The sequence below is a fragment of the Methanobrevibacter sp. genome (genome assembly GCF_045112895.1).
GTDB lineage: Archaea > Methanobacteriota > Methanobacteria > Methanobacteriales > Methanobacteriaceae > Methanocatella.
Genome location: NZ_JBGUIH010000023.1, coordinates 36,882 through 57,423, shown reverse-complemented (window position 1 = coordinate 57,423; position 20,542 = coordinate 36,882). Strand labels below are relative to the sequence as shown.

The 20,542-nt window shown below is 38.6% G+C and carries 21 protein-coding genes; 8 read left to right on the top strand and 13 right to left on the bottom strand.

From position 1 onward, the window contains the following. Positions 1 to 30 precede the first annotated feature (30 nt). On the top strand, positions 31 to 723 hold the full coding sequence (locus ACJMLD_RS05115; protein WP_405268713.1) for a DNA polymerase domain-containing protein: 693 nt from the start codon (positions 31 to 33) through the stop codon (positions 721 to 723). A gap of 38 nt (positions 724 to 761) precedes the next feature. Beyond that, entirely contained in the window at positions 762 to 1,457 is a 696-nt protein-coding gene (locus tag ACJMLD_RS05110) for a TIGR02253 family HAD-type hydrolase (protein WP_405268710.1), read from the top strand. A 21-nt stretch (positions 1,458 to 1,478) separates the two neighbouring features. On the opposite strand, the gene ACJMLD_RS05105 is transcribed toward ACJMLD_RS05110, so the two are convergent. From ACJMLD_RS05105 to hemB, 6 genes are all read right to left on the bottom strand, one after another. After that, positions 1,479 to 2,252 (bottom strand): exodeoxyribonuclease III, encoded by a 774-nt coding sequence (locus ACJMLD_RS05105; RefSeq protein ID WP_405268707.1) that lies wholly within the window; start codon positions 2,250 to 2,252, stop codon positions 1,479 to 1,481. Further along, on the bottom strand, positions 2,252 to 3,796 hold the full coding sequence (locus ACJMLD_RS05100) for a phenylalanine--tRNA ligase subunit alpha (RefSeq protein ID WP_405268704.1): 1,545 nt from the start codon (positions 3,794 to 3,796) through the stop codon (positions 2,252 to 2,254). The genes ACJMLD_RS05105 and ACJMLD_RS05100 overlap by 1 nt, the downstream gene beginning before the upstream one ends. A 99-nt stretch (positions 3,797 to 3,895) precedes the next feature. Further along, complete coding sequence (locus ACJMLD_RS05095; protein ID WP_405268702.1) at positions 3,896 to 4,219, bottom strand: hypothetical protein; 324 nt, start codon at positions 4,217 to 4,219, stop codon at positions 3,896 to 3,898. A 163-nt stretch (positions 4,220 to 4,382) separates the two neighbouring features. Beyond that, positions 4,383 to 4,826: a hypothetical protein gene (locus ACJMLD_RS05090; RefSeq protein ID WP_405268700.1), complete on the bottom strand. Its 444-nt coding sequence runs from the start codon at positions 4,824 to 4,826 to the stop codon at positions 4,383 to 4,385. Between the two features lie 169 nt (positions 4,827 to 4,995). Next, positions 4,996 to 5,874, bottom strand: coding sequence for a triphosphoribosyl-dephospho-CoA synthase (locus ACJMLD_RS05085; protein ID WP_405268698.1), 879 nt, complete (start codon positions 5,872 to 5,874; stop codon positions 4,996 to 4,998). After that, positions 5,871 to 6,875, bottom strand: coding sequence for a porphobilinogen synthase (hemB, locus tag ACJMLD_RS05080; protein WP_405268694.1), 1,005 nt, complete (start codon positions 6,873 to 6,875; stop codon positions 5,871 to 5,873). Before hemB ends, ACJMLD_RS05085 begins: the two co-directional genes overlap by 4 nt. 316 nt (positions 6,876 to 7,191) lie before the next feature. On the opposite strand from hemB, the gene ACJMLD_RS05075 reads away from it, so the two are divergent. From ACJMLD_RS05075 to aroC, 4 genes are all read left to right on the top strand, one after another. After that, positions 7,192 to 8,814 (top strand): ABC transporter substrate-binding protein, encoded by a 1,623-nt coding sequence (locus ACJMLD_RS05075; protein ID WP_405268691.1) that lies wholly within the window; start codon positions 7,192 to 7,194, stop codon positions 8,812 to 8,814. 406 nt (positions 8,815 to 9,220) lie between these two features. After that, entirely contained in the window at positions 9,221 to 9,706 is a 486-nt protein-coding gene (locus tag ACJMLD_RS05070) for a DUF6932 family protein (protein WP_405268688.1), read from the top strand. 3 nt (positions 9,707 to 9,709) lie between these two features. Next, positions 9,710 to 10,360 carry a hypothetical protein gene (locus ACJMLD_RS05065; protein ID WP_405268685.1) on the top strand — a complete coding sequence of 217 codons (651 nt, stop codon included), beginning with the start codon at positions 9,710 to 9,712 and terminating at the stop codon, positions 10,358 to 10,360. 48 nt (positions 10,361 to 10,408) lie between these two features. Continuing rightward, positions 10,409 to 11,509, top strand: coding sequence for a chorismate synthase (gene aroC, locus ACJMLD_RS05060; protein WP_405268682.1), 1,101 nt, complete (start codon positions 10,409 to 10,411; stop codon positions 11,507 to 11,509). On the opposite strand, the gene ACJMLD_RS05055 is transcribed toward aroC, so the two are convergent. Further along, entirely contained in the window at positions 11,506 to 12,429 is a 924-nt protein-coding gene (locus ACJMLD_RS05055) for an MBL fold metallo-hydrolase (RefSeq protein WP_405268679.1), read from the bottom strand. The genes aroC and ACJMLD_RS05055 overlap by 4 nt on opposite strands. Positions 12,430 to 12,441: 12 nt before the next feature. Continuing rightward, entirely contained in the window at positions 12,442 to 13,362 is a 921-nt protein-coding gene (locus ACJMLD_RS05050; protein ID WP_405268676.1) for a DUF2121 domain-containing protein, read from the bottom strand. 308 nt (positions 13,363 to 13,670) lie between these two features. Here ACJMLD_RS05050 and acs point away from each other — a divergent pair, with 308 nt between their 5' ends. Both acs and ACJMLD_RS05040 read left to right on the top strand, forming a co-directional pair. Beyond that, positions 13,671 to 15,767 (top strand): acetate--CoA ligase alpha subunit, encoded by a 2,097-nt coding sequence (acs, locus tag ACJMLD_RS05045; protein WP_405268673.1) that lies wholly within the window; start codon positions 13,671 to 13,673, stop codon positions 15,765 to 15,767. A 72-nt stretch (positions 15,768 to 15,839) separates the two neighbouring features. Continuing rightward, positions 15,840 to 16,466, top strand: a complete 627-nt coding sequence (locus ACJMLD_RS05040) for a DUF447 domain-containing protein (RefSeq protein WP_405268670.1) — start codon at positions 15,840 to 15,842, stop codon at positions 16,464 to 16,466. Between the two features lie 38 nt (positions 16,467 to 16,504). Here the strand turns inward: ACJMLD_RS05040 and ACJMLD_RS05035 are convergent, their stop codons facing one another. The 5 genes from ACJMLD_RS05035 to ACJMLD_RS05015 all read right to left on the bottom strand — a co-directional run bounded on the left by ACJMLD_RS05035 (position 16,505) and on the right by ACJMLD_RS05015 (position 20,530). Then, complete coding sequence (locus tag ACJMLD_RS05035; protein ID WP_405268667.1) at positions 16,505 to 17,476, bottom strand: ABC transporter substrate-binding protein; 972 nt, start codon at positions 17,474 to 17,476, stop codon at positions 16,505 to 16,507. 160 nt (positions 17,477 to 17,636) lie between these two features. Then, positions 17,637 to 18,065, bottom strand: a complete 429-nt coding sequence (locus tag ACJMLD_RS05030; RefSeq protein WP_405268664.1) for a nuclease — start codon at positions 18,063 to 18,065, stop codon at positions 17,637 to 17,639. A 22-nt stretch (positions 18,066 to 18,087) separates the two neighbouring features. Beyond that, complete coding sequence (locus ACJMLD_RS05025; RefSeq protein WP_405268661.1) at positions 18,088 to 18,291, bottom strand: MoaD/ThiS family protein; 204 nt, start codon at positions 18,289 to 18,291, stop codon at positions 18,088 to 18,090. An 18-nt stretch (positions 18,292 to 18,309) separates the two neighbouring features. Continuing rightward, a complete protein-coding gene (fdhD, locus tag ACJMLD_RS05020; protein WP_405268658.1) occupies positions 18,310 to 19,140 on the bottom strand; it encodes a formate dehydrogenase accessory sulfurtransferase FdhD in 831 nt (276 codons plus the stop codon). Between the two features lies 1 nt (position 19,141). After that, positions 19,142 to 20,530, bottom strand: a complete 1,389-nt coding sequence (locus ACJMLD_RS05015) for a glutamate--cysteine ligase (protein WP_405268655.1) — start codon at positions 20,528 to 20,530, stop codon at positions 19,142 to 19,144. Between the last annotated feature and the right edge of the window lie 12 nt (positions 20,531 to 20,542).

Genomic DNA, 20,542 nt, shown 5'->3' with positions numbered 1-20,542 from the left:
TTATTAATAGGTTAATCAAAACTAAAATCAATGTGCGATGAGATAGTTGAATCAAAAGAGCAGCTGGAACTTGAAGCCGAAATCAAGTCACAGGCCCAAAAATTCCTGAAGTACCTCAATTCAACACTTCCTGAAAGCATGGAATTGGAATACGAAGGATTTTACAGAAGAGGCTTTTTTGTAAGCAAAAAAAGATATGCCGTCATTGAAGATGGCGAAATCATAGCCAAAGGACTGGAATTGGTCAGAAGAGACTGGGCTCCGATTGTCAAAAACACCCAAAAGGCCGTTCTGATGGCCATCCTGAAGGAAGGAAATTCCGACAAGGCAATCAGCGAAGTCAAAAAGGTACTGAAAAAGATCAAAAACGGCGAAGTCGACAAAAAGGAAATGATAATACACACCCAAATCACCAAGCCACTCAGCCAATACAAGCAGGTTGGACCCCACGTCGTAGCCGCAAAAAGAATTGAAGAGCACGGCATCAAAGTTACACGCGGAACCATCATCCAGTACATAATCGTCAAGGGAAAGGGATCCATCAGCCAAAGGGCAGTGCCATATGACTACAGCGAAGGCTATACATATGACAAGGATTACTATATCAACAATCAGCTGATTCCCGCAATCGAGAGAATCATGTATTCCTTCGGATATACAAAGAAGGACCTGGAAGACATGGCACGCGGTGAAGTCCAGCAAAGTCTAGATGCCTTCTTCTAACAAAGCTTAAATATTTTTAAAACAATAACTAAAATCATATGATAAAGAATGATGATGACCGTGTTGTCTTTTTTGATATAGACGGCACATTACTTGATACTTCAGATTTTGCTGAAACTGCAAGAAAAGCAGCTATTGGTTTAATGGTGGATAATGGTTTGCCTCTTGATAAGGATGAAGCATATGGCGTTTTAAAAACAATTATCCGCGAAAAGGGATCCAATTACGGCAAGCACTTCAACGTCTTGACCCAAGTGGTTCTCGGCCATGAGGATCCTATGCTTGTAGCGCTTGGAATGATTACATACCACAACGTTAAGATGGCGCTTTTAAGACCATATCCCAAAACAATCGATACATTAATCTATCTCAAGAGTCAGGGATATCGCCTGGCAGTCATCTCAAACGGCATTACCATCAAGCAATGGGAAAAGCTGGTAAGGCTTAACGTACATTCCTTCTTTGATGCTGTAATCACATCAGAAGAGGTAGGCAAAGAAAAGCCGAATAAGCTTATTTATGATGTTGCACTTAGAAAAATGAAAGGAAACGCTGAAAAGTCAGTTATGATTGGAAACAAATTCAAAGCAGATGCATTGGGTGCGGTCAATGCGGGAATGAGTGCAATCCTTGTCAATTCCGACGTTACAGAAGAGGACAGGGAATTCATCAGAAATGAAAAATTAGACATTACAATTATTGAAGATATTGGTGATGTTGTAACTATACTATAATCACCAAACCCACTATTTTTTTTAAAATTCGAGTTCAAGAGTTACCGGACAGTGGTCCGAACCGTAGATTTCAGATAGGATTTCAGCTGACTTTACATTATCCCTCATCTCTTCGTTTACATAGAAATAGTCAAGTCTCCAGCCGGCATTCCTCTCTCGTGCACGGGTTCTGTAGCTCCACCATGTAAAGTTGTTCTCACCTTCATCAAACATTCTGAAGGTATCGACAAAACCTGCTTGCTCAAGCTGGTCAAGCCATGCACGCTCTTCAGGAAGATACCCAGACTTTCCTTCACAGTTTTTGGGATTGTAGACATCTATAGGATTGTGGGCTATGTTGTAGTCACCAGTGATGATAATGTTTTTGCCCTGATTTTTCAATTCGACAAGCTGTTCGAGCAGAGCGTCGCAGAAAGCAACCTTGAAGTCAAGCCTTTTGGCTTCCATTCCGCTGTTCGGGAAGTAGATATTGTATAATATGAAGTTGGGATATTCAATTCTCAAGACCCTGCCTTCGCTGTCAAGCTCTTCTACGCCAAGACCCCTTACAACTTCAACAGGCTCAATTTTAGAGTAGGTTCCGACTCCGCTGTATCCCTTCTTTTCGGCTTCGTTGAAAGATTTGTGAAATCCTTCAACATTAGCTAATTTCTTTGGAATCTTATCATGAGTAGCCCTTACTTCCTGAAAGTTGATGATGTCTGCATCGGTATTTTCAAACCAGTCCCAAAATTCCTCCTTTTTGGAGACCGCCCTGATTCCGTTGACATTCCAAGAAACCAGCTTGATTGACATTATAATCTGACTCCTCTGTCAACAGGCAATTCGCGAAGCCATTTGATGTCGCTTTTGTAAAGCATACGAATGTCTTCCACATCATACCTGATCATTGCGAGCCTTTCAATACCCAAACCGAAAGCCAGAGCAGGCTGGTTGATTCCAAGAGGTTTCAATACTTCCGGCCTGAACATGCCTGCACCTCCAAGCTCAATCCAACTTTCCTTTTCCTCCAAATAGATTTCTGTTTCGGTAGACAGGTAAGTGTAAGGGAAATAAGCTGGCCTGAATCTTACTTCAAAACCTAATTTCTTATAGAATTCCTTCAAGGTACCTAAAAGGTTTTGATAGCTTATTCCTTCATCACAGACAAGTCCTTCAACTTGGTGGAATTCAGGCAAGTGCTTGTAATCGAAAGTCTCTCTTCTGAATACGCGTCCAACGGAAAACATCTTGATTGGAGGTTCATGACTGAACAGGTGTTTGGTGGATATTCCGGTTGTGTGGGTTCTCAAAACGCTTTGGCGTGCAATGTCTTCACTCCAGTCATATTGCCAGCCGATGGAACCTGTATCAGCACCGGTTTCGTGGGTTTCGGCAGTGAGCTTTACAAGAGCATCATCCGGCAAATCGCAGGTCAACGGATTTTTAAGATAAAATGTATCCTGCATTTCACGGGCCGCATGGTCTTGCGGTTGGAAAAGTGAATCGAAGTTCCAGAATGCTGATTCCACAAATTCTCCGTTGTCTTCTGAAAATCCCATATTCAAAAAGATTTCTCTGATTTCATCAATGATTACTCTTAATGGATGCTTTTTGCCTGCAAAAATGACAGGCGCCTCGGCATTGATGTCATATGGACGGTATTGGAGGCTTTTCCATTCACCGTCCTTCAATTGTTGGTGTGTTAATTGAGTGGCTTGTTCCTGAATGGTGAATCCTTCATTCAATATGGCTTCACCTTTATCTAAAAGTTTAAAAGAGTGTGAGGTATTCTTTTTAACGTTCAAGATGTTTTTCCTATCATTTAATTTCTTGAATCCGTCCAAAAGACCGTCATCCAATTTGGTTTTGATGATTCTTTTAGCTTCGGTCAAGTGATTCAACAATTCTTCATCTTCACCAAGTTTGTCCTTAAAGTCAGCACCGAGGTCTGTGATTTTGACTTCACCCTTATCGATTTGCGCCCAATTTTTACGGCGCAGCCATCCGATGGCGATATTGGTTTCTTTCTTGTCAATGCCTGCTTCATCAGCCAAGTCTTTCATGTGAATTGACCTTTTTTCGGCCAGAACATCCAATATCCTACGTTCAGGAAGACCTTCGCTTGCATAATCAAGGCCCGCATCGGATAGGGAGATTTCCTCTTCAACATCCTTTTTGACTTCAATGATGTCTTTTGAAGCAAGTGATCCTGCTGCACTCATGACCGCCTTAATGTCCATATCGGCATTTTCAGCTATCTCTTCGGGAGTGGCATCGGGATTTGCCTCAAGTTCCTTTAAAACTTTCTTTTCATAAATATGCAATTCATTAATGGTTTTTTTAATATCCTCACTCATTTAAACACCAAAAATTATAGATTAATAATATAATAATATATGTTTAAAGTAATTTATAAAAGTAGTGTAAAATTCAAAAAAAATAGAAAAAAAAGATAATTAGAATATAATTCTATTACCTGTCCAGTCAACCTCATCAAATGCATTTGCTTTCTTTTCGTCTTCAAGATACTGAGCCATATCCCTGTAGACCTTAACCCTGAAGATGTCCGGATAAGCTATATACAATCTGTCGCCATTAGGCTTAGACTCCTTCATGTAGGTTTGCTGAAACTCGATGATTGTGTCGTCTTCCTTGTGGAAATGATGAACCTCATTGGCGCATAAAATCTTGAAGTGCACAAAATCATCCTTCAATAGTTCATTGACCAAATCCTCAATCAGAGGAGGGTTGTTTGCGTTTTTATTATATCTGATTTGCATTTTCCTCACCATTTTTGAATATCCATTAATGATATATATTGTTTACATTCTTTAAATAGTTAGATGATTATGTTCCAAAAAAAGACAAAACTAATGGAAAGGTATCCCGAAAGTCCCCAATCCTGAAAACTGAAAAAAATAAAAAAAGAAAGAGAATGTTCTCTTAAATCACAACTTCTTTAATGAGTTCCTGATTATTGGCTGTAACAACAACTAGCTGCCCATCCTGAACATATGTAAACAGTGCTAAAAAGCCCAAGTCTTCAAGAGAACCGGTTACGTTATTGATAGTTGTTTTTTCACCAAAATCGCTTATAAAATCATCGGTTATATTCTGTTCATAGGTTTCGACACTTAGCAAAATAAGGTTGGTGTCATTGTCCTCAAACATTTTTTGATTAGTCACATAATTATAACCGTCATCGGAGTTTGATTGATTGACAACCGCCTCTTCAACATCTTCGGTAAACCCTTCAGGAATAGTGAAGTTTACGCCGGATATTGTAACGGTATTGTTGTTCAATGAATCGGTTGAATCTGTTGCATATGCACAGCCAACCATTACCATTAGAAAAATACTTAACACAGCAAAAATCTTTTTATTCATAAATTCACCTCTGTGATTTACTCTTTAATTTGAAATATAAATATTTTCCTTTTTAAACGTGAAGATTATGTAAAGAAAATCTCATATGATGCCATAAAATCATTAAAACCTCAACAAAATTAAAATAAAAAAAGAATAAGAGTTAAAAACTCTTGAAATGAAAATCAGCCTATTCAAAATTAGATTTCAAATAGCTTACAAAAATTGAAGCGGCTGTCAAATCGGCAGTTGTTCCCGGATTATACTTGTTATTGAACAGAAAGTCATCAAATTCCTTAAGCCTATCGCCGAAATCTGATGCATCCTTCAAGTTGAGCAAATCCCTAGTCATCATTGATATCTTCAATGCTTCATCTGAGCCATATTTTCTTGAAATCAAGGTATCCGGAACCTGAGAGAGGATTGTTAGAAATGTTAAAACGCAGGCTTCGTTTTTGGATTTCTCCCGAACCAACTCATGATAGGTAGGATATCCTATTTCAAAAACGGCAGGCATATCGCTGGTCATCTCACGGGCAAGCATATCCCATGGAGCTGAGATTTTCAAGACATCGTACATTGTCTGATTGTTCTCTCTAAGCTCGTTTTTGGCATTGTCGCTGGCCACGTCATATTCATCCTGATCTCCCATTCCACCGGCATCAGCAATATTGATTGCATCATACAGGTCGCATGCATCGTCAACTGATGTATTTGACATTAGCAACTTAACGTTTTCGCGGATCTCGTCAAATGAATCGCTTATGGCTGCCGCAACGGCAATCGGTGTTATCATCATTACGATTCCAAGATTAGTGTTGTTCTTAATCCACCTGTCGGTTTCGGCCACAGCCTGCAGGATGTATTTGCCAAGCTTTGGGTCTTCAACATCGACATCAGTGCACGCCTCACGGATAGTGTCACCAATCACTATTCCGCTTATTACAAAGTCTTCAAAGACCATGTCGCTATAGTCGCGGGTTCTGTGTACATTGCCAGGTTTTGGGTATCCGCTTACCTCCAATGCAGAGGCGATTTGTGCCATTTTAGCAATTTCAAATGGATTCATTCTATCACATCATTCAAAAGAAGGTATGGTGCGAAATTAGTGATTATCAAGTCTGCTCCTGCCCTTTTTATTGAAAGCAAAGATTCTGTAATCGCCCTTTCAGTCAGGTATCCCTTTTCGATTGCAGCCATAATCATGGCATATTCTCCGCTTACGTTATATGCAACAAGCGGCAGCATGAACTCGTCCCTTACCATTCTGACAACGTCCAGATATGGAAGCGCTGGCTTTACCATCAAAAAGTCACATCCTTCAATTACGTCAAGCTCGCATTCTCGGATTGCCTCTATTGCATTACCCGGATCCATCTGATAGGATTTCCTGTCGCCCAAGTGCGGTGATGAGCAGGCGGCTACCCTGAACGGCTCGTAGAATGCAGATGCATATTTGGCAGAATATGACATTATCATCACGTTCTCATATCCTTCATCATCCAAAGTCTGCCTGATTGCGCCTACCCTTCCGTCCATCATGTCTGAAGGAGCAACAATGTCGGCTCCCGCTTCGGCATGGGACAGGGCAACTTTAGCGATGTAGGGCAAGGACTCGTCGTTCAATATCTCAATGCCATGGTCTGTGTCCTCATTTTCCCTTATCATTCCGCAATGGCCATGGGAAGTGTACTGGCATAGGCATACGTCACTGATTACGACAAGGTTTGTTTCCTTTTTGAGTCTTCTGATTGCCTTTTGGACAATTCCGGTTGCTGAATAATCCGGAGAGGCGATTTCATCTTTTGTATCCTCTTTTGGTATTCCAAATACAATTATTGACTTCAATCCTTTGGCTTCGAGCTCTTTTGCAAATTCGACTCCGCTATCCAGTGAGTATCTGAATTCACCCGGAAGTGAGGATATCTCCTCTTTTTGGTCTCCTTCAAGCTCTTCCTTAAAGTAAATCGGATAAATCAAGTCTTCCTTTTCGAGCTTGGTTTCACGTACAATGTCTCTAATTTTCGCATTTTTTCTAAGTCTTCTCATTCTTGTAGTTGGAAATTGCATAATAATCACTTAATTGTCAGTTGCTTACAGTGTTTATCTAATAACTTTTCTATAATAAGGTTTAATTAGGATACTTAATTAAATTTTTGGAATGAGTTCAGACAAACAATTTGATATTCACTAAAAAGCAGAACAATGACTTCCCCTAGAAAAGTCGATGCCAGAACTGTATGGACATCAATATTATTCATATACCGCACAAAGTAATACTAATAATAAAATATTTAAGCAAGTAAATAATAATAATTAATTAATTGTTATTACAATCGAAATGATGACAATTACTTTTTTTACTTAAATAAAATGGAGGAAAAAAATGGACAAGAAATACATTATCGCAATAGCAATTATAGCCTTGATTGCAATCATAGGCATTGCAGCAATGATGGGATCCTCAAATACCGTCAGGGCCGACGATGAACTGGTCGTTGCAACCACCAGTCACAACGGCGAACCTGAAACCGGTATGGACCCAATTTACGGTTGGAATTATTATTCCTCACCGCTGGTGCAATCAACTCTGCTCAAAATGAATAGAGACATGGAATTCGAAGACGACCTGGCAACAGATGTCGAAGCTAGTGATGACTTCAAGACATATACAGTCAAACTCAGAGATGACGTCAATTTCACTGACGGAACACCATTGACTGCAGAGGATGTTGCATTTACATATAATGAAGCAAAGAAAAGTGGAGCTAGCCTTGACTTCAGCATGATGGATAATGCTACAGCCAAAGATGATTACACAGTTGTATTTAATTTGAATCAACCTGATTCAACATTCAAATGCAAATTCCCATATCTTGGAATCGTGCCTTCAGACTCATACAACAATGAAACATATGGAAGCAACCCAATAGGTTCAGGCCCATGGAAATTCGCACAATGGGATAAAGGCCAACAAATCATTCTTGAGAAAAACCCAGATTACTACGGAAAACAACCTGAATTCAACAAGCTAACCCTAGTATTTTTAGAAAACGAAGCGGCAGTAACAGCTGTAATGAATCATGAAGTGGACGTTGCAGCAGTGCCATTAGAATATACCAACGCAACCGCAGACGGATACACAATGTATACAATGGACAGTCTTGATGTAAGAGGCATCTCATTCCCTATGGTAAACAATACAGGCGCGTTAAGTGCTGAAAACCTTACCTTAGGTAACAACATAACCGCAGACAAAGCCATAAGGGAAGCTTTGAACTACGGCATAAGCAGGGAAACCATATGTGACGGTGCTTTGAACGGCGCAGCTGTACCTAACTACGACGCAATGTCCAATGCAGCACCATGGGCAAATCCTGAAGGAGCAATTAAAGACGGCGACATTGAAAAAGCCAAACAAATCTTGAAAGAAGGCGGATGGGAAGACACAGACGGTGATGGAATCGTCGAAAAAGATGGTCAGAAAGCATCCCTCAATTTATATTACGCCTCAAATGCACCTGAAAGACAAGCTATTGCTGTGAGCGTTGCAGAACAAGCAAAAGATATTGGAATCGAAATGAACGCTACCGGTTCCAACTGGGATGAAATGGATCAACTTAAAAGCAGCGAATGTATTGTATATGGAATGGGAGAGCCAGACCCTTCAACACTCAAACTTGAATACTACAGCGATCTTGCAGGTATTGGATATGCAAATCCAGCATCATTGAACAACAGTGTTGTTGACAGATACATCGACCAAGCAATGAGTCAGGACATGGATGATTCCTACGGAACATGGTCAAAAATTTCATGGGACGGAAACACCGGTGTTTCACCAAAAGGTGACGCTCCATGGTTATGGGTTGCTCAACTCAAATATGCATACTTCGTAGACGATACATTAGACATCTCCAATGAAACCGAAAATATCCAACCTCACGCAGGAGACGTTTTATCCAACGTAGAGGATTGGCATAGAGTAAGTTCAATTGAACAAAAATAAACAAAAGAGAGTTTTCAAAAACTCTCAAATTTTCTTTTTTTTAGGGTTTCAATAATCTAAAATTGATATTTTTCCCGTCTCATTACTTTTTGGGATGTCAAAGTCATACCAATAGCTAATCTATTTTTCCATACTTCAAACGTCTTTAATAATCGTCTGAATTTACATGAAAATCACCAACCCATATTGCAGTTTGGAATCATTCAAGATTACAGTATTCGGTTCTTTTTGAAAAATTGCTTTAATATTAAAAAATTGTAAAAAGTCTGTAAAATTGATTTAAAGTTTTATAAATGTTTTAAATCATATTATAATGCATTTGGGAAGAGTCTGGAAAAAAATATTTATATAGAATGATTTAAATATAGTGAACACAGGTGCCTGTTAAATTTTTTTAAGTGATATTATGAGAATGAGAAAATTTAACGGCTTTGACGAACATGGATATCTCCCTTATGGAATTTATAATATGACACTTGATGAAATCGAAGAGATATTCTCTAAAAATCAATCCTCAAAAAGAAAGGAAATCATGAAAGAGTATAAAAAGCATTTGAAGGAACTTAAGGATACTGGATATTTCCTTGATCATTGGATTGACGGCAGTTTCACTACATCAAAAGCAAATCCCAATGACATTGACACGTTAACTGAATTTGATGGTCTGAAAGTAGATTTAAAGAATGGCAGGTCAAAAATTGACAGCATAATCTTTAATTCAAAAGACAACACGCATGGATTATGCCATTCATTACGAGTTTATAGATATCCTTACACAGATGAAAAAAACTATAATATATATCTATCATCAAAATTAAGAATCCTAACTGAATTGTTTGGTAGCGATTCAAATGAAGTACCAAAAGGAGTATTACATTTAATAGGAGAATAATTTATGAAATTAGAAACAATAGAAGATTATGACAATTATTTAGATGAATTAGAAGCAGATTTAAGAGATATCGGGGATTATCTTAAAGATCATCCTGAAAAGCAAGGCACACGGGGCAATTATGAAACATTGAAATATCTATATGAGATTTATAAAAACAATAGAAAAAAATTTATTCAAAACCTTAATGAAATTAACTTAAAATTAGTGGGAAATAACCTAAGAATTCCTTTATCTATAGAGAACATGTATTCATTAGGAAACAAACTTAATTATACAAAAAATAAAATGACAAATTTATTAGAAATATCTTTTAATTTCAATGAAGATTTGCTCGTTGAAGAAATTTCAAAAGGGTCATATAATATAAAATTTTCATTTCCAAACCCTACAGAAGACGACATATTGAGAAAATCACCCAGAAAAAAAGGATTAATGAAAATATTTGATTTCATTAACTGTGGCGATGACATTGAAAAGATAAAGAAGGAAGCCGGAACCGATGGTCGTGAAGCATTAATTGCATATAAGGACTTTTTAGCCGAAATCGTGAAAAACGAAGCGGATTTCACACTTGATACGGAAATGGGAACCGTCAAGGCGGGACTAACCCTCCAGCAATGCAAGAATATTTGCGAAAATTTAAACATTTAATAACTTCAAACAACAAACATTAAAGCAATTGTTTAAAAGAGGCTCAACATGTCAAATTCAATTGGAGAAAAATTTAAAGTAACAAGTTTTGGAACCAGCCACGGCATGGCAGTCGGTGCCGTTGTTGACGGATGTCCTGCAAACCTTGAACTGACCCCTGAAGACATTCAAAAAGAACTGGATAAACGAAAACCTGGAACCAGCAGCGTGACCACTGCAAGAAAGGAAGCTGATGAAGTCCAGATACTTTCAGGAATATTTGAAGGCAAAACCGATGGAACACCTATTGCCTGCGTTGTCTTTAATAAGAATCAGCATTCCAAAGACTATTCCATGTTTAAAAACACACCACGCCCATCCCACGGAGACTTTGCCTGGATGGCAAAATACGGAAACTACGACTACAACGGAGGGGGCCGTGGAAGCGGAAGGGTAACCATCGGACATGTAATCGGTGGCGCAATAGCCAAAAAGCTTCTTGAAACACAAAACATTGAAATAATTTCCCATGTAACCCAAATCGGAGACATTAAAGCAGAGCCTCAAGACTTTAATGCAATCAAGGAAAACATCGAAAAGAATCCAGTCAGATGTGCAGACCTGAAAGCAGCTGAAGAAATGGAAGAATTGATTCTAACCAAAAAGCAAGAAGGAGATTCAATTGGCGGAATCGTAGAGACAATAGCAATCGGCATGCCTGCAGGCCTTGGCGAACCTGTCTTTGAAAGGCTGGATGGAGACCTTGCAAGAATCCTGATGAACATCGGTTCGGTTAAGGGAGTTGAAATTGGCCTTGGATTTGGCGTTGCAGACAAAACAGGCTCCCAAATTAACGATGAATACCAAATTGAAGACGGCAAAATCACTACAAAAACAAATAATTCCGGAGGAATAATCGGAGGAATGAGCAACGGCATGCCTATCGTTTCAAGAATAGCCATTAAGCCTACACCATCCATTTCCAAATGTCAGGATTCAGTTAATCTGGAAAAGATGGAAAATAAAAAAATAGAAATCAAAGGCAGACATGATCCCTGCATCGCCCCTAGAGTGACAGCAGTGGCTGAGTCAAGTACTGCAATTGTCCTTGCAGACCATATGATTCGCTCAGGATTCATCCACCCGACTGATTTGGAAAAAAATATCTAATCTCTTTTTACAATGGAAAGCTCATCAAACTCCTTATTTTTGAATGAAGTCTGATATGAGTTTCTCCTGCCACTATTAAACAATGCATGGCTGGTGCTGTGCATTGAAGATTCAACATCCTTAAGTGAAATCAACCTGAATTTCTTAGGATTGTTATAGTTCACGTTAAATGACAATCCATCAAATGCAGCTATGGTCTTAACGCCAGTTCTTTTAGAAATCTTTTTGGCTTCAACCACAGGATTGTTGGATATCATCTTAAGGCCCAAATGTGTCATCACTGCAACTTTCGGCTTTACCTTTTCAATCAAATCGACAAAGTTGCGGGAACACATGTGCCCCGGAATGGTTCTGTTTCCAGGCCTCAATACGCTGGCAATCAATATGTCCGCACCCTCATGATAGTCAGGCAATTCCTCGAAATATCCTGTATCTGAAGTGTATGAAACCTTAAAGCCGTTATAGTCTATCTGAAATCCGACGCCTGCAGGGTCACCATGCTCCGTTTTGGTACCCTTTACCTTGATGCCGTTGACTTCATTAACCTCACCAGGCTTTAAAATGACTCTCTGGGATTTGGACTGGTGATACTTTGAGATGCATGGACCCCATTTTTCATAACCCTCCAAAACGCTGGTGCTTCCAAATATTGTGCCTGTCTCTTTAGTCATTCCGCGGGTAATTGCTTCAATGAGAATTTCCGCATCGTTATAATGGTCTGTATGTGCATGAGAAACAAAAATTCCACTGAGATTGCGGGGATCAAATCCAAATTGGTAAGTTCTGATAAGTGCTCCTGGACCCGGGTCTATGTGATAATTCTTACCGCCAAGATTATCAATTCTGAAACCCCCGGTCATTCTTCGCTGTGAAATAGCGGAAAATCTTCCGCCACCACTACCTAAAAATGTTATCTTCATTTAAACCCCCACTCATAATGAACATAGAATTACATCACATATAAGAGAGGATTTATCTTTTTTAAGGCACAAATCTTCATCCTGAATGACAACTTTGTCTCCAATCTTCACATTGTCGCTTTCAGTCAACATTAAAACATTTTCGCCAGGCCCTTTCAATTGTTTCCAATTGCCGTCCATTGCTTGTGTATTGTCGTTTAATTGAACTTGCAGCATATTGCCGTCTATCTCAACGACACGGCCCACTTCACCCTTTTCAATAATCTTGTTTGCCATGTCAATAGCGACGCTTTGCTGAACCAGTTTTTCTGTTAATTCCTGTCTGAATTTAGTTAAGACCTTGATGTCATGGTCGATTGTTATGTTTAAATGCTTTTGAGCGCTGGATTTTGAAAAGTCTGGCTGTTGCATCAATACGTCAAATTTGTCACCGACAGTAGGGGTCTTGGAAGAAACTTCGGACAATATGTCCTCAAACACTTCTCCCATGTATCTTAGGCTTTGAGAGGATTTCCATTCCCTTTTGATTAAGTTTTCGGCCAATTGCTTTGCATAGTTATTTCCGAAAATGATAATTCCCTTTTCGCCTGCCTTACGTGACTCTGTTTCAGAACCCAATAGCTCAATGATTTGATAACCGTTAGTTGTTCCATAAATCCTTCTTCTTCTAGTTTCAAAAGTTCCCTTTGTACTTACTTCACCACGGATACAGTTTCCAACGACTTTCAGTTTGCTTGCATCATCCGTAATCTTAATAGAAATTCCAAGTTCAGATGCCCTGTTTAAAAAATCTTCGTCGTTGTCAATAGCTCCATTATACAATTCTTCTTCTAATGTCCTCAAATTTTTTTTATCACCGAAATACCCTATTTTTCTTTTATCGGCTGCCATTACACATCCTTTCTTTCCAATGTAAGCGATAATTAAGCTCATAATATCTCCTGAATTTGATATTTCTTAAAATATTTAAAATATTCCAAAATATCAATCATTTATTAATTGATATATATTTATGTTTATCATACATTATAAAGTTTCATTAGTGAAATTGAAATTATTCTGAAAAATAAAAGTTTAAAAATTAATATAAAGTGTTTATATTTCTAAAAAAGAATTTAAATGAATGTTTAAATAAAAATATTTAAATATTAACATGACTAATATTATAATTAGTATAATTGTTAATTATTTATCATTATAAATTAACATGAAACTAATAAAAACAATATGGAGAGAAACTTATGATCGATCTCAATAGAATGTTTAAACCTGAATCTGTGGCTGTTATTGGAGCATCCAACACCCCTGGTAAAGTCGGGCATATCATCGTCGACAATCTTATCAACGATGGCTTTGAAGGCGCAATATATCCGGTAAACCCTAAAGGTGGAGAGATTCTTGGTAAAAAAGCATATGCAAATATTAAAGACATACCTGAAAAAGTAGACCTGGCAATTATTACAATTCCAGTAGCATTTGTAAACCCGACCGTCAAAGAATGCGGTGAAGCAGGCGTGGAAAACATGGTAGTTATTACCGCCGGTTTCAAGGAAGTAGGTGGAGAAGGTGCTAAATTAGAAGCAGAATTGACAGCGCTTGGTAAAGAATACGGTATAAACATCATTGGACCAAACAGTTTAGGAATTACTGATTCACACACACCGCTAAACGGATCATTTTCACAGATGATGCCACCGACAGGGAATATGGCATTCATTTCACAAAGTGGAGCTATGATGGTAGCTATCATCGACTGGAGCGTAACATCCGGAATTGGATTCAGTAAAGTTATCAGTTTAGGAAACAAGGCCGGAGTAAGCGAAATCGAACTATTGCAATACTTGGCCGAAGATGATGAGACCAATGTAATCATCTGTTATTTAGAATCAATCTCTGATGACGAGGACTTTGTCAGAACCATGAGGGAAACCGCACACAAAAAACCAATCATTGTCTTGAAATCAGGTTCAAGTTCAGCAGGAGCTGCAGCAGCATCCTCCCACACAGGAGCATTGGCGGGCAGTGACCTTGCATTTGACACCGCATTCAGGCAATCCGGAATCATGCGTGTGGAAACCATGGCGGAACTCTTCGACTTAGGTTTAGCATTCTCCAAAGCACCACTCCCAAGAGGTGACAATGTGGCCATCATCACCAATGCAGGTGGTGGAGGAGTACTTACCGTAGACGCAATGGAAAAAGTCGGATTGAAACTTGTTGAATTCGACGAAGAAACCACTGCAAGATTAAAAGAATGCGTAACCGAAGAAGGAAGTGCTAAAAACCCTATCGACGTATTGGGAGATGCACCGGTAAGCAGATACAAAGAATCCCTGGAAATCGTATTGAGCCAGGATGAAGTTGACAGTCTAATCATTATGGTTTGTCCTACCGCATCAGCTGACCCCGATGGAATTGCACAGGCAATCTTAGAAGAGAGAAAAGAATTCGACAAACCTATCATTGTAGTTAACATGGGCGGACCTTCATTTGAAGCTGCAAACGAAGCCTTAAGAGAAAACGGCGTGCCAACATACGTATTCCCTGAAACTGCAGTAACTGCCCTTGAAGCGATGACCAGATATGCAAGACTGGAAGACAGGATATACGACGATGTTGTCGATAAAGTTGATGATGTTGACAAAGATGCAGTAGCAGCAATCTTTGAGAAAGTGAAAGCTGACGGAAGAGACACCTTGCTTGGTAGTGAAGCATATGCAGTGGCTGAAGCATACGGAATTTCAGCAGCACCAATCAAGTTATCAACATCAGCGGACGAAGCCGCAGCACTTGCAGAAGAAATGGAATTCCCAGTCGTTCTTAAAATCGCATCCGACAAAATCTTGCACAAATCCGATATCGGCGGTGTAAAGGTAGGAATTACTAATGCCGAAGAAGCAAAAGCAACCTATGAGGAAATCATTGCAAACGCTAAGGCAGCACACCCTGACATTGTTCCTGACGGCGTTGAAGTGCAAAAGATGATGGATTCAGGTGAAGAAGTAATCGTCGGTATGATCCGCGACAAGCAATTCGGACCTATGATTGCATTCGGTATGGGCGGAATCTACGTAAACCTTATTGAAGATGTGGAATTCAACCTCGCAAAAGGAATGAGCTCCCAGGAAATCGATGAGCAAATCGAAAAGACCAAAGTATCCAAACTGCTTGCAGGATACAGAGGAGAAGCACCTTGCGATGTTGAAGAAGTCAAGGAAGCTATCAAAAGGGTAGCCAGATTAACCTTGGACTTCCCTGAAATATCTGAGCTGGACATCAACCCGATCTTCGTTTACGAAGAAGGTTCAAGTGCACTCGATATCAAAATAAAATTATAATTTCTCTTTTGAGAAATTTCTCTTTTTTTCTTTTTTAATAATTCATGATTAACTAATTTTGTAGCTGATAATATGGAATACGATTTAAGTAAAGTTGGAGTCGAAAAGGACTTGCAGTATGAATGCATTACAACAACAATCAGCAAGGATGGCATTAAGAATGCAGGCGCATTTGCATTTGTCTATTTGGGCGAGGATAAAGTGCACTGCCATATCTTTGAAGGTTCAAAAACCCTGAAAAACATCCTGGATACCAATGAATATGTAGTCAACATCACACAGGATTCATTGGTTTTCACCTATGTCGCACTAGATTGCCTGGGCGATGAATATTATACCGATGATGATGACATTGCCATCATTAAAGACACCCCGGCTTACATTATCGTTGATGTTGAAGATGTTGATATCAAGACTCCTGAGAACTTCCCGATTAAAGGGGACAGCAGCATCTATTTCATTACCGGAAAAATCAGAGAATTAGTGATTAATGACGATAGGGCTCAAGCATTCAACAGAGGAATGTCATGTTTAATTGAAGGGCTCGTTAACTTTTCAAGATACAAGATTGTCGGCGAAGAGCAAAGAAAAGCATATATGGATCAATTGCTTGAAAATCAAAGGATAATCAACAAGGTTTCAGATGAAAAGACAAAAAAAGCAATGGAATATCTTGTCGAACAGTACAATAAATTCTAATTTTTAAAAAAAGAAAAATAAAAGCATAGCTTAATTAACTATGCTTCCCAGTATAATTTTTCTGGTGGAATAGTTTCATTTAAGATTCCAAGGTCAACTTCCAATTGTTGGAAAGCTTGCACATTAACCTTATAGTCCTCATCTAAACCTGAGATGAATGGGAAGCTTTCTAAGGATTCAGCTTCTACATCAGCATCAGTAACAATGTCTTCAGGCAACAATTTCACTACTTCATCGGTAGTTCCGTTTGCGATATTGTCATTGATGAAAGCGGTTGCGTTTTCGTGAATCGCAACGATTTCTTTTGCTGCATCTTCATGGTTGTTAATGAAGTCCTCTGATGCAACAACAACACAACATGGGTGTCCAGGCAAGATTTCAGAAGAGTCAGCTAATTCCTCAATGTTGTCATTAGCTTCAGCAATACTTACATAAGGTTGGAAAGTAATTGCACCCGGAATATTATTGGTTTTTAAAGCATCGTTGATTGATGGAACTTTCATAGCAGATTCATTAATGTCATCTAAGGACAATCCATTTTGTTTCAAGTAGTATGAAAGCAATACATGTTGGATTGAAGCTTCACCAGGAGTTGCAATGGTTTTTCCAGCCAAATCTCCTGCGCTAGAAATTCCAGAATCATCAGTTACAACAATTCCTGAACCTTCTGTTTGAGCAGCGGAAATGACTTTGGCAGGTACACCTGCAGCAACGGATGACAATACAGGAGAAATTCCTACATAACCGACATCAACATCACCACTAGCCATAGCGGTCATCAAGTCTCCACCATTGTTAAATTGAACTAATTCTACAGAAATATTTTTTTCTTCATACAAACCTTGCTGATCTGCAACAAACAATGCTGCATCGTGGTCAGAAGGCAAGTAACCTATCTTTACAGTGTCGTCTCCTCCGCCTAAGAAGTCAAAGAGACCTGCACTAGCTGAACCCATTACTAAAAATGCAGCAAGTGCCAACACTAAAACAAATGTAATTTTTCTATTCATAAATTTTCACCGTAATTATAATTTAAATTACAATTATTAATATTACAAGTATATTATAAAAATATTACTTATTAACTTGATTAACAATTGTTATATTTTGAATCCCTTATTGATTATTATAACTAAATAGTATTTAAATATTTTCAAAAAAAAATAGGGGTTATTCGATTGACTCTTCTACAATGTCGCAGGGTTTTGACCAATCCTCACCGTCCACAAGAGTTTCAATTGCATCTATAATGCAATGAGGATTCCATCCCACAACGGCATCAGACCTTTCTTCCAATTCCTTTAAAATCAGTTCCATACCATATGAACGAACTAAAAGTAATGGAACATTGAATTCATTTGATTTTCTAATCAAATCCTCAAATAACCCTTTATTATAGTGATAAAGACCAAATAGCAATATGATTACATCAATCTCTCTAAACAATTCATCTGTCAAATCATTTTCCAAAGTATTGTACTCATTATACAAAAAATCTTTTTGACTGTCAATCCTTTTCTTATAGAAATCATACTGCTCTAAAGGATCATATTCTCCTTTAGTTATGAGGATGTTATAAACCTTATTTCCATCTGACAAGTTATCACCAGCATAATTTTAATTATCCGCCATAGATGATTTGAACTAATTGAATCTCATCACCATCTTCAATAACGCTGTCCTCTATTGTAAGCTCACCGTTCTGCTTTGCTACAGTCGTTTGGGCAGACAAACCCAATTCATTCAGCACATCCCTAATTGTAAAGTTCTCATTTTCAAACTCTCTTATCTCATCAATATCCTTGTATTTCAAATTGTATTTCATGCTATCACTATAAAATTACTATTTTTCCAAATCTACACGTTCAGGGGATGTGAAAACGGTAAATCTGTTTTCCCTTACAAAGCCGACCATTGTAATGTTTCCCGCACGGGCCACATCGATACCTGATGATGCAGGAGCCGCATTTGAGATGATGATTGGAATTCCAACCCTTATCACCTTAATCAGCATGTCAGCAGGCATCCTTCCGCTGTATGATATGTAGCATCTGCTGAAATCATAACCCTCTTTTGCAGCCGCACCGATTACCTTATCGACTGCCACATGGCGGCTTACATCTTCGCGAATGATAATGTTGTCCTCAAACTTGAGCTGCGCAACATGGACTCCGGCCGTTTTCTGCCAGATTTTTGCCTCATCGGTCAAGTGCCTGATATCTTTAATAATCTGAGTAGCATTAATCGTCAAATCCGAAGTATTGGGTTCGATTGTCTTCAGTTCGGATCTTATTCCCCCTGCATTGTCTGAGTTTACGCCCTGATACTCAAGCAATCTGCAAACACAGGCATGTTCACAGTTTCCCTTTCTCTCCTGAACGATGCCTTCCTGCTCCAGATCCTCTTCAGGGTCATGATTCAAGTTTGTAGATACCAAAACATTTGTTCCATCAAGGGTTATTGATTCTATATCTGAAAAATCCTTGATTAACCCTTCGCCAAGACAATACCCCACAGCAAAGTCTTCAAAATCCTTAGGATAAGTTGAAAACTTGCGGGGAGGCAGATAATCGATGAACAGATAAGTGTATTCATCGTCAACACTGTTCTCCTTGATTGTCTTGTATTCACCATCATTCCATTGGATGACTTCAGTCTGTCTTAAAAATTCCATACTATCTACCCGCCAAAGCAATGTCCACATATTTCTTAAGCTTTTCACGTTCTTCAAGACCAATATTTTCCAGATTATGAATACTGGTCTGCTTATTGTTCTTTGAAAGCAATATATGCGTATTAATGTAACCATATTCCCTAATTAACTTCAAAAGCCTTTTGCCATAGGTCAAATCCGGATCTGCAATGCGATTAAGCATCAGGCTCAAAGTTCGACCTTCATCTATTCCCAACACTTCACACATTCCATACATTTCATTAATGATATCGGCAGCCCAGCTTTTCAATGTCACTTCCTCGCCGTCTTCCAATAGCCTCATCGAATCAACATAAGCCATTTCAGCAGTATTTTCCTCATTTAACCTTGCTTCGCTTTGCCAATCTGAATAATCGGATTCACCTTTAACAAGGCAATAAATCAAAAACAGATGAAGAAACTTCATGTCATGCTCCACAAGGCCGCACTGATAGAACGGATTGATGTCTAAAGTTCTAATCTCAACATATTCGATTCCATCATCATTAAGGGAATTAAGCAGATTTTTCGGATTTTTAGGCTTTAGCCTGATTTGAGTATACAGTTCTTTAGCTTCGGATAAGTCTCCTCTTTCAATGAAAGAGTTAACATCATTTACAAATTCTTCAACGGAGTTATAAGAAGGATTCAATTCTATTAAATTCTTATATCCGCAAGAAGCGTTCCTGAATGAAGGCCCACGAGTCGAATAATAGCTTCCGAAATCATCCTTCGCATCCATCAGATGCAGACATTCATTTGAAAATGTCTTGTGGGATCCTATTGAACAGCCGGTAAGATAAATAATCAGCCAGCAATATCTCAAATAATTTCTAGCGATTTTTAAATAAACCTTATTTTTAAAGTCTTTAAAGCTCAAATCATTGCCATCAAGAGCACATAACTCTTTCAAAAGCTTATCAGAAAATGAAAAGTTAAAATGAACTCCCGAAATCATCTGTTTTTTGACACCATACTTTTTTGCAAGATCCTCACGATACTTCTGTGATGACACTCCTTCCTCGGAGTACTGGGCTATGGGAATCTGATCCCAGTAAGGCAATATGCATGGAATTGACTGAAACCACAGATACTCATCATCAGGAAGGGATGAGTTTACAAGGTCTGCCAATAGCGAAAAAGTATTGAATGCCTCATCGATAGTGTCGAATGTTGGAGTTATTATCTCGATTTGGCTTTCCGAAAAGTCTGTGGTGACCAAAGGATTTGTTAGTTTATCGCCAAATATCTCTGGGTGTGGCGTTAAGGATAACTCTCCCTCACCTTTGGCTCTTAAAGACTCCCATTCAATCCCAAAGGAACCCTTTAAAATTTCACTTGAAGACAATTTAGAAAAATTCAATAAATTCATTTCTCCACCCCA

Coding starts and splice junctions, on each gene's coding strand:
- acs (WP_405268673.1), top strand. CDS start 13,671: ATGATCGATCTCAATAGAATGTTTAAACCTGAATCTGTGGCTGTTATT.
- ACJMLD_RS05105 (WP_405268707.1), bottom strand. CDS start 2,252: ATGTCAATCAAGCTGGTTTCTTGGAATGTCAACGGAATCAGGGCGGTC.
- ACJMLD_RS05100 (WP_405268704.1), bottom strand. CDS start 3,796: ATGAGTGAGGATATTAAAAAAACCATTAATGAATTGCATATTTATGAA.
- ACJMLD_RS05075 (WP_405268691.1), top strand. CDS start 7,192: ATGGACAAGAAATACATTATCGCAATAGCAATTATAGCCTTGATTGCA.
- ACJMLD_RS05070 (WP_405268688.1), top strand. CDS start 9,221: ATGAGAATGAGAAAATTTAACGGCTTTGACGAACATGGATATCTCCCT.
- ACJMLD_RS05025 (WP_405268661.1), bottom strand. CDS start 18,291: ATGAAATACAATTTGAAATACAAGGATATTGATGAGATAAGAGAGTTT.
- ACJMLD_RS05110 (WP_405268710.1), top strand. CDS start 762: ATGATAAAGAATGATGATGACCGTGTTGTCTTTTTTGATATAGACGGC.
- ACJMLD_RS05035 (WP_405268667.1), bottom strand. CDS start 17,476: ATGAATAGAAAAATTACATTTGTTTTAGTGTTGGCACTTGCTGCATTT.
- ACJMLD_RS05055 (WP_405268679.1), bottom strand. CDS start 12,429: ATGAAGATAACATTTTTAGGTAGTGGTGGCGGAAGATTTTCCGCTATT.
- ACJMLD_RS05085 (WP_405268698.1), bottom strand. CDS start 5,874: ATGAATCCATTTGAAATTGCTAAAATGGCACAAATCGCCTCTGCATTG.
- ACJMLD_RS05050 (WP_405268676.1), bottom strand. CDS start 13,362: ATGAGCTTAATTATCGCTTACATTGGAAAGAAAGGATGTGTAATGGCA.
- ACJMLD_RS05015 (WP_405268655.1), bottom strand. CDS start 20,530: ATGAATTTATTGAATTTTTCTAAATTGTCTTCAAGTGAAATTTTAAAG.
- hemB (WP_405268694.1), bottom strand. CDS start 6,875: ATGCAATTTCCAACTACAAGAATGAGAAGACTTAGAAAAAATGCGAAA.
- ACJMLD_RS05095 (WP_405268702.1), bottom strand. CDS start 4,219: ATGCAAATCAGATATAATAAAAACGCAAACAACCCTCCTCTGATTGAG.
- ACJMLD_RS05115 (WP_405268713.1), top strand. CDS start 31: ATGTGCGATGAGATAGTTGAATCAAAAGAGCAGCTGGAACTTGAAGCC.
- ACJMLD_RS05090 (WP_405268700.1), bottom strand. CDS start 4,826: ATGAATAAAAAGATTTTTGCTGTGTTAAGTATTTTTCTAATGGTAATG.
- fdhD (WP_405268658.1), bottom strand. CDS start 19,140: ATGGAATTTTTAAGACAGACTGAAGTCATCCAATGGAATGATGGTGAA.
- ACJMLD_RS05065 (WP_405268685.1), top strand. CDS start 9,710: ATGAAATTAGAAACAATAGAAGATTATGACAATTATTTAGATGAATTA.
- aroC (WP_405268682.1), top strand. CDS start 10,409: ATGTCAAATTCAATTGGAGAAAAATTTAAAGTAACAAGTTTTGGAACC.
- ACJMLD_RS05040 (WP_405268670.1), top strand. CDS start 15,840: ATGGAATACGATTTAAGTAAAGTTGGAGTCGAAAAGGACTTGCAGTAT.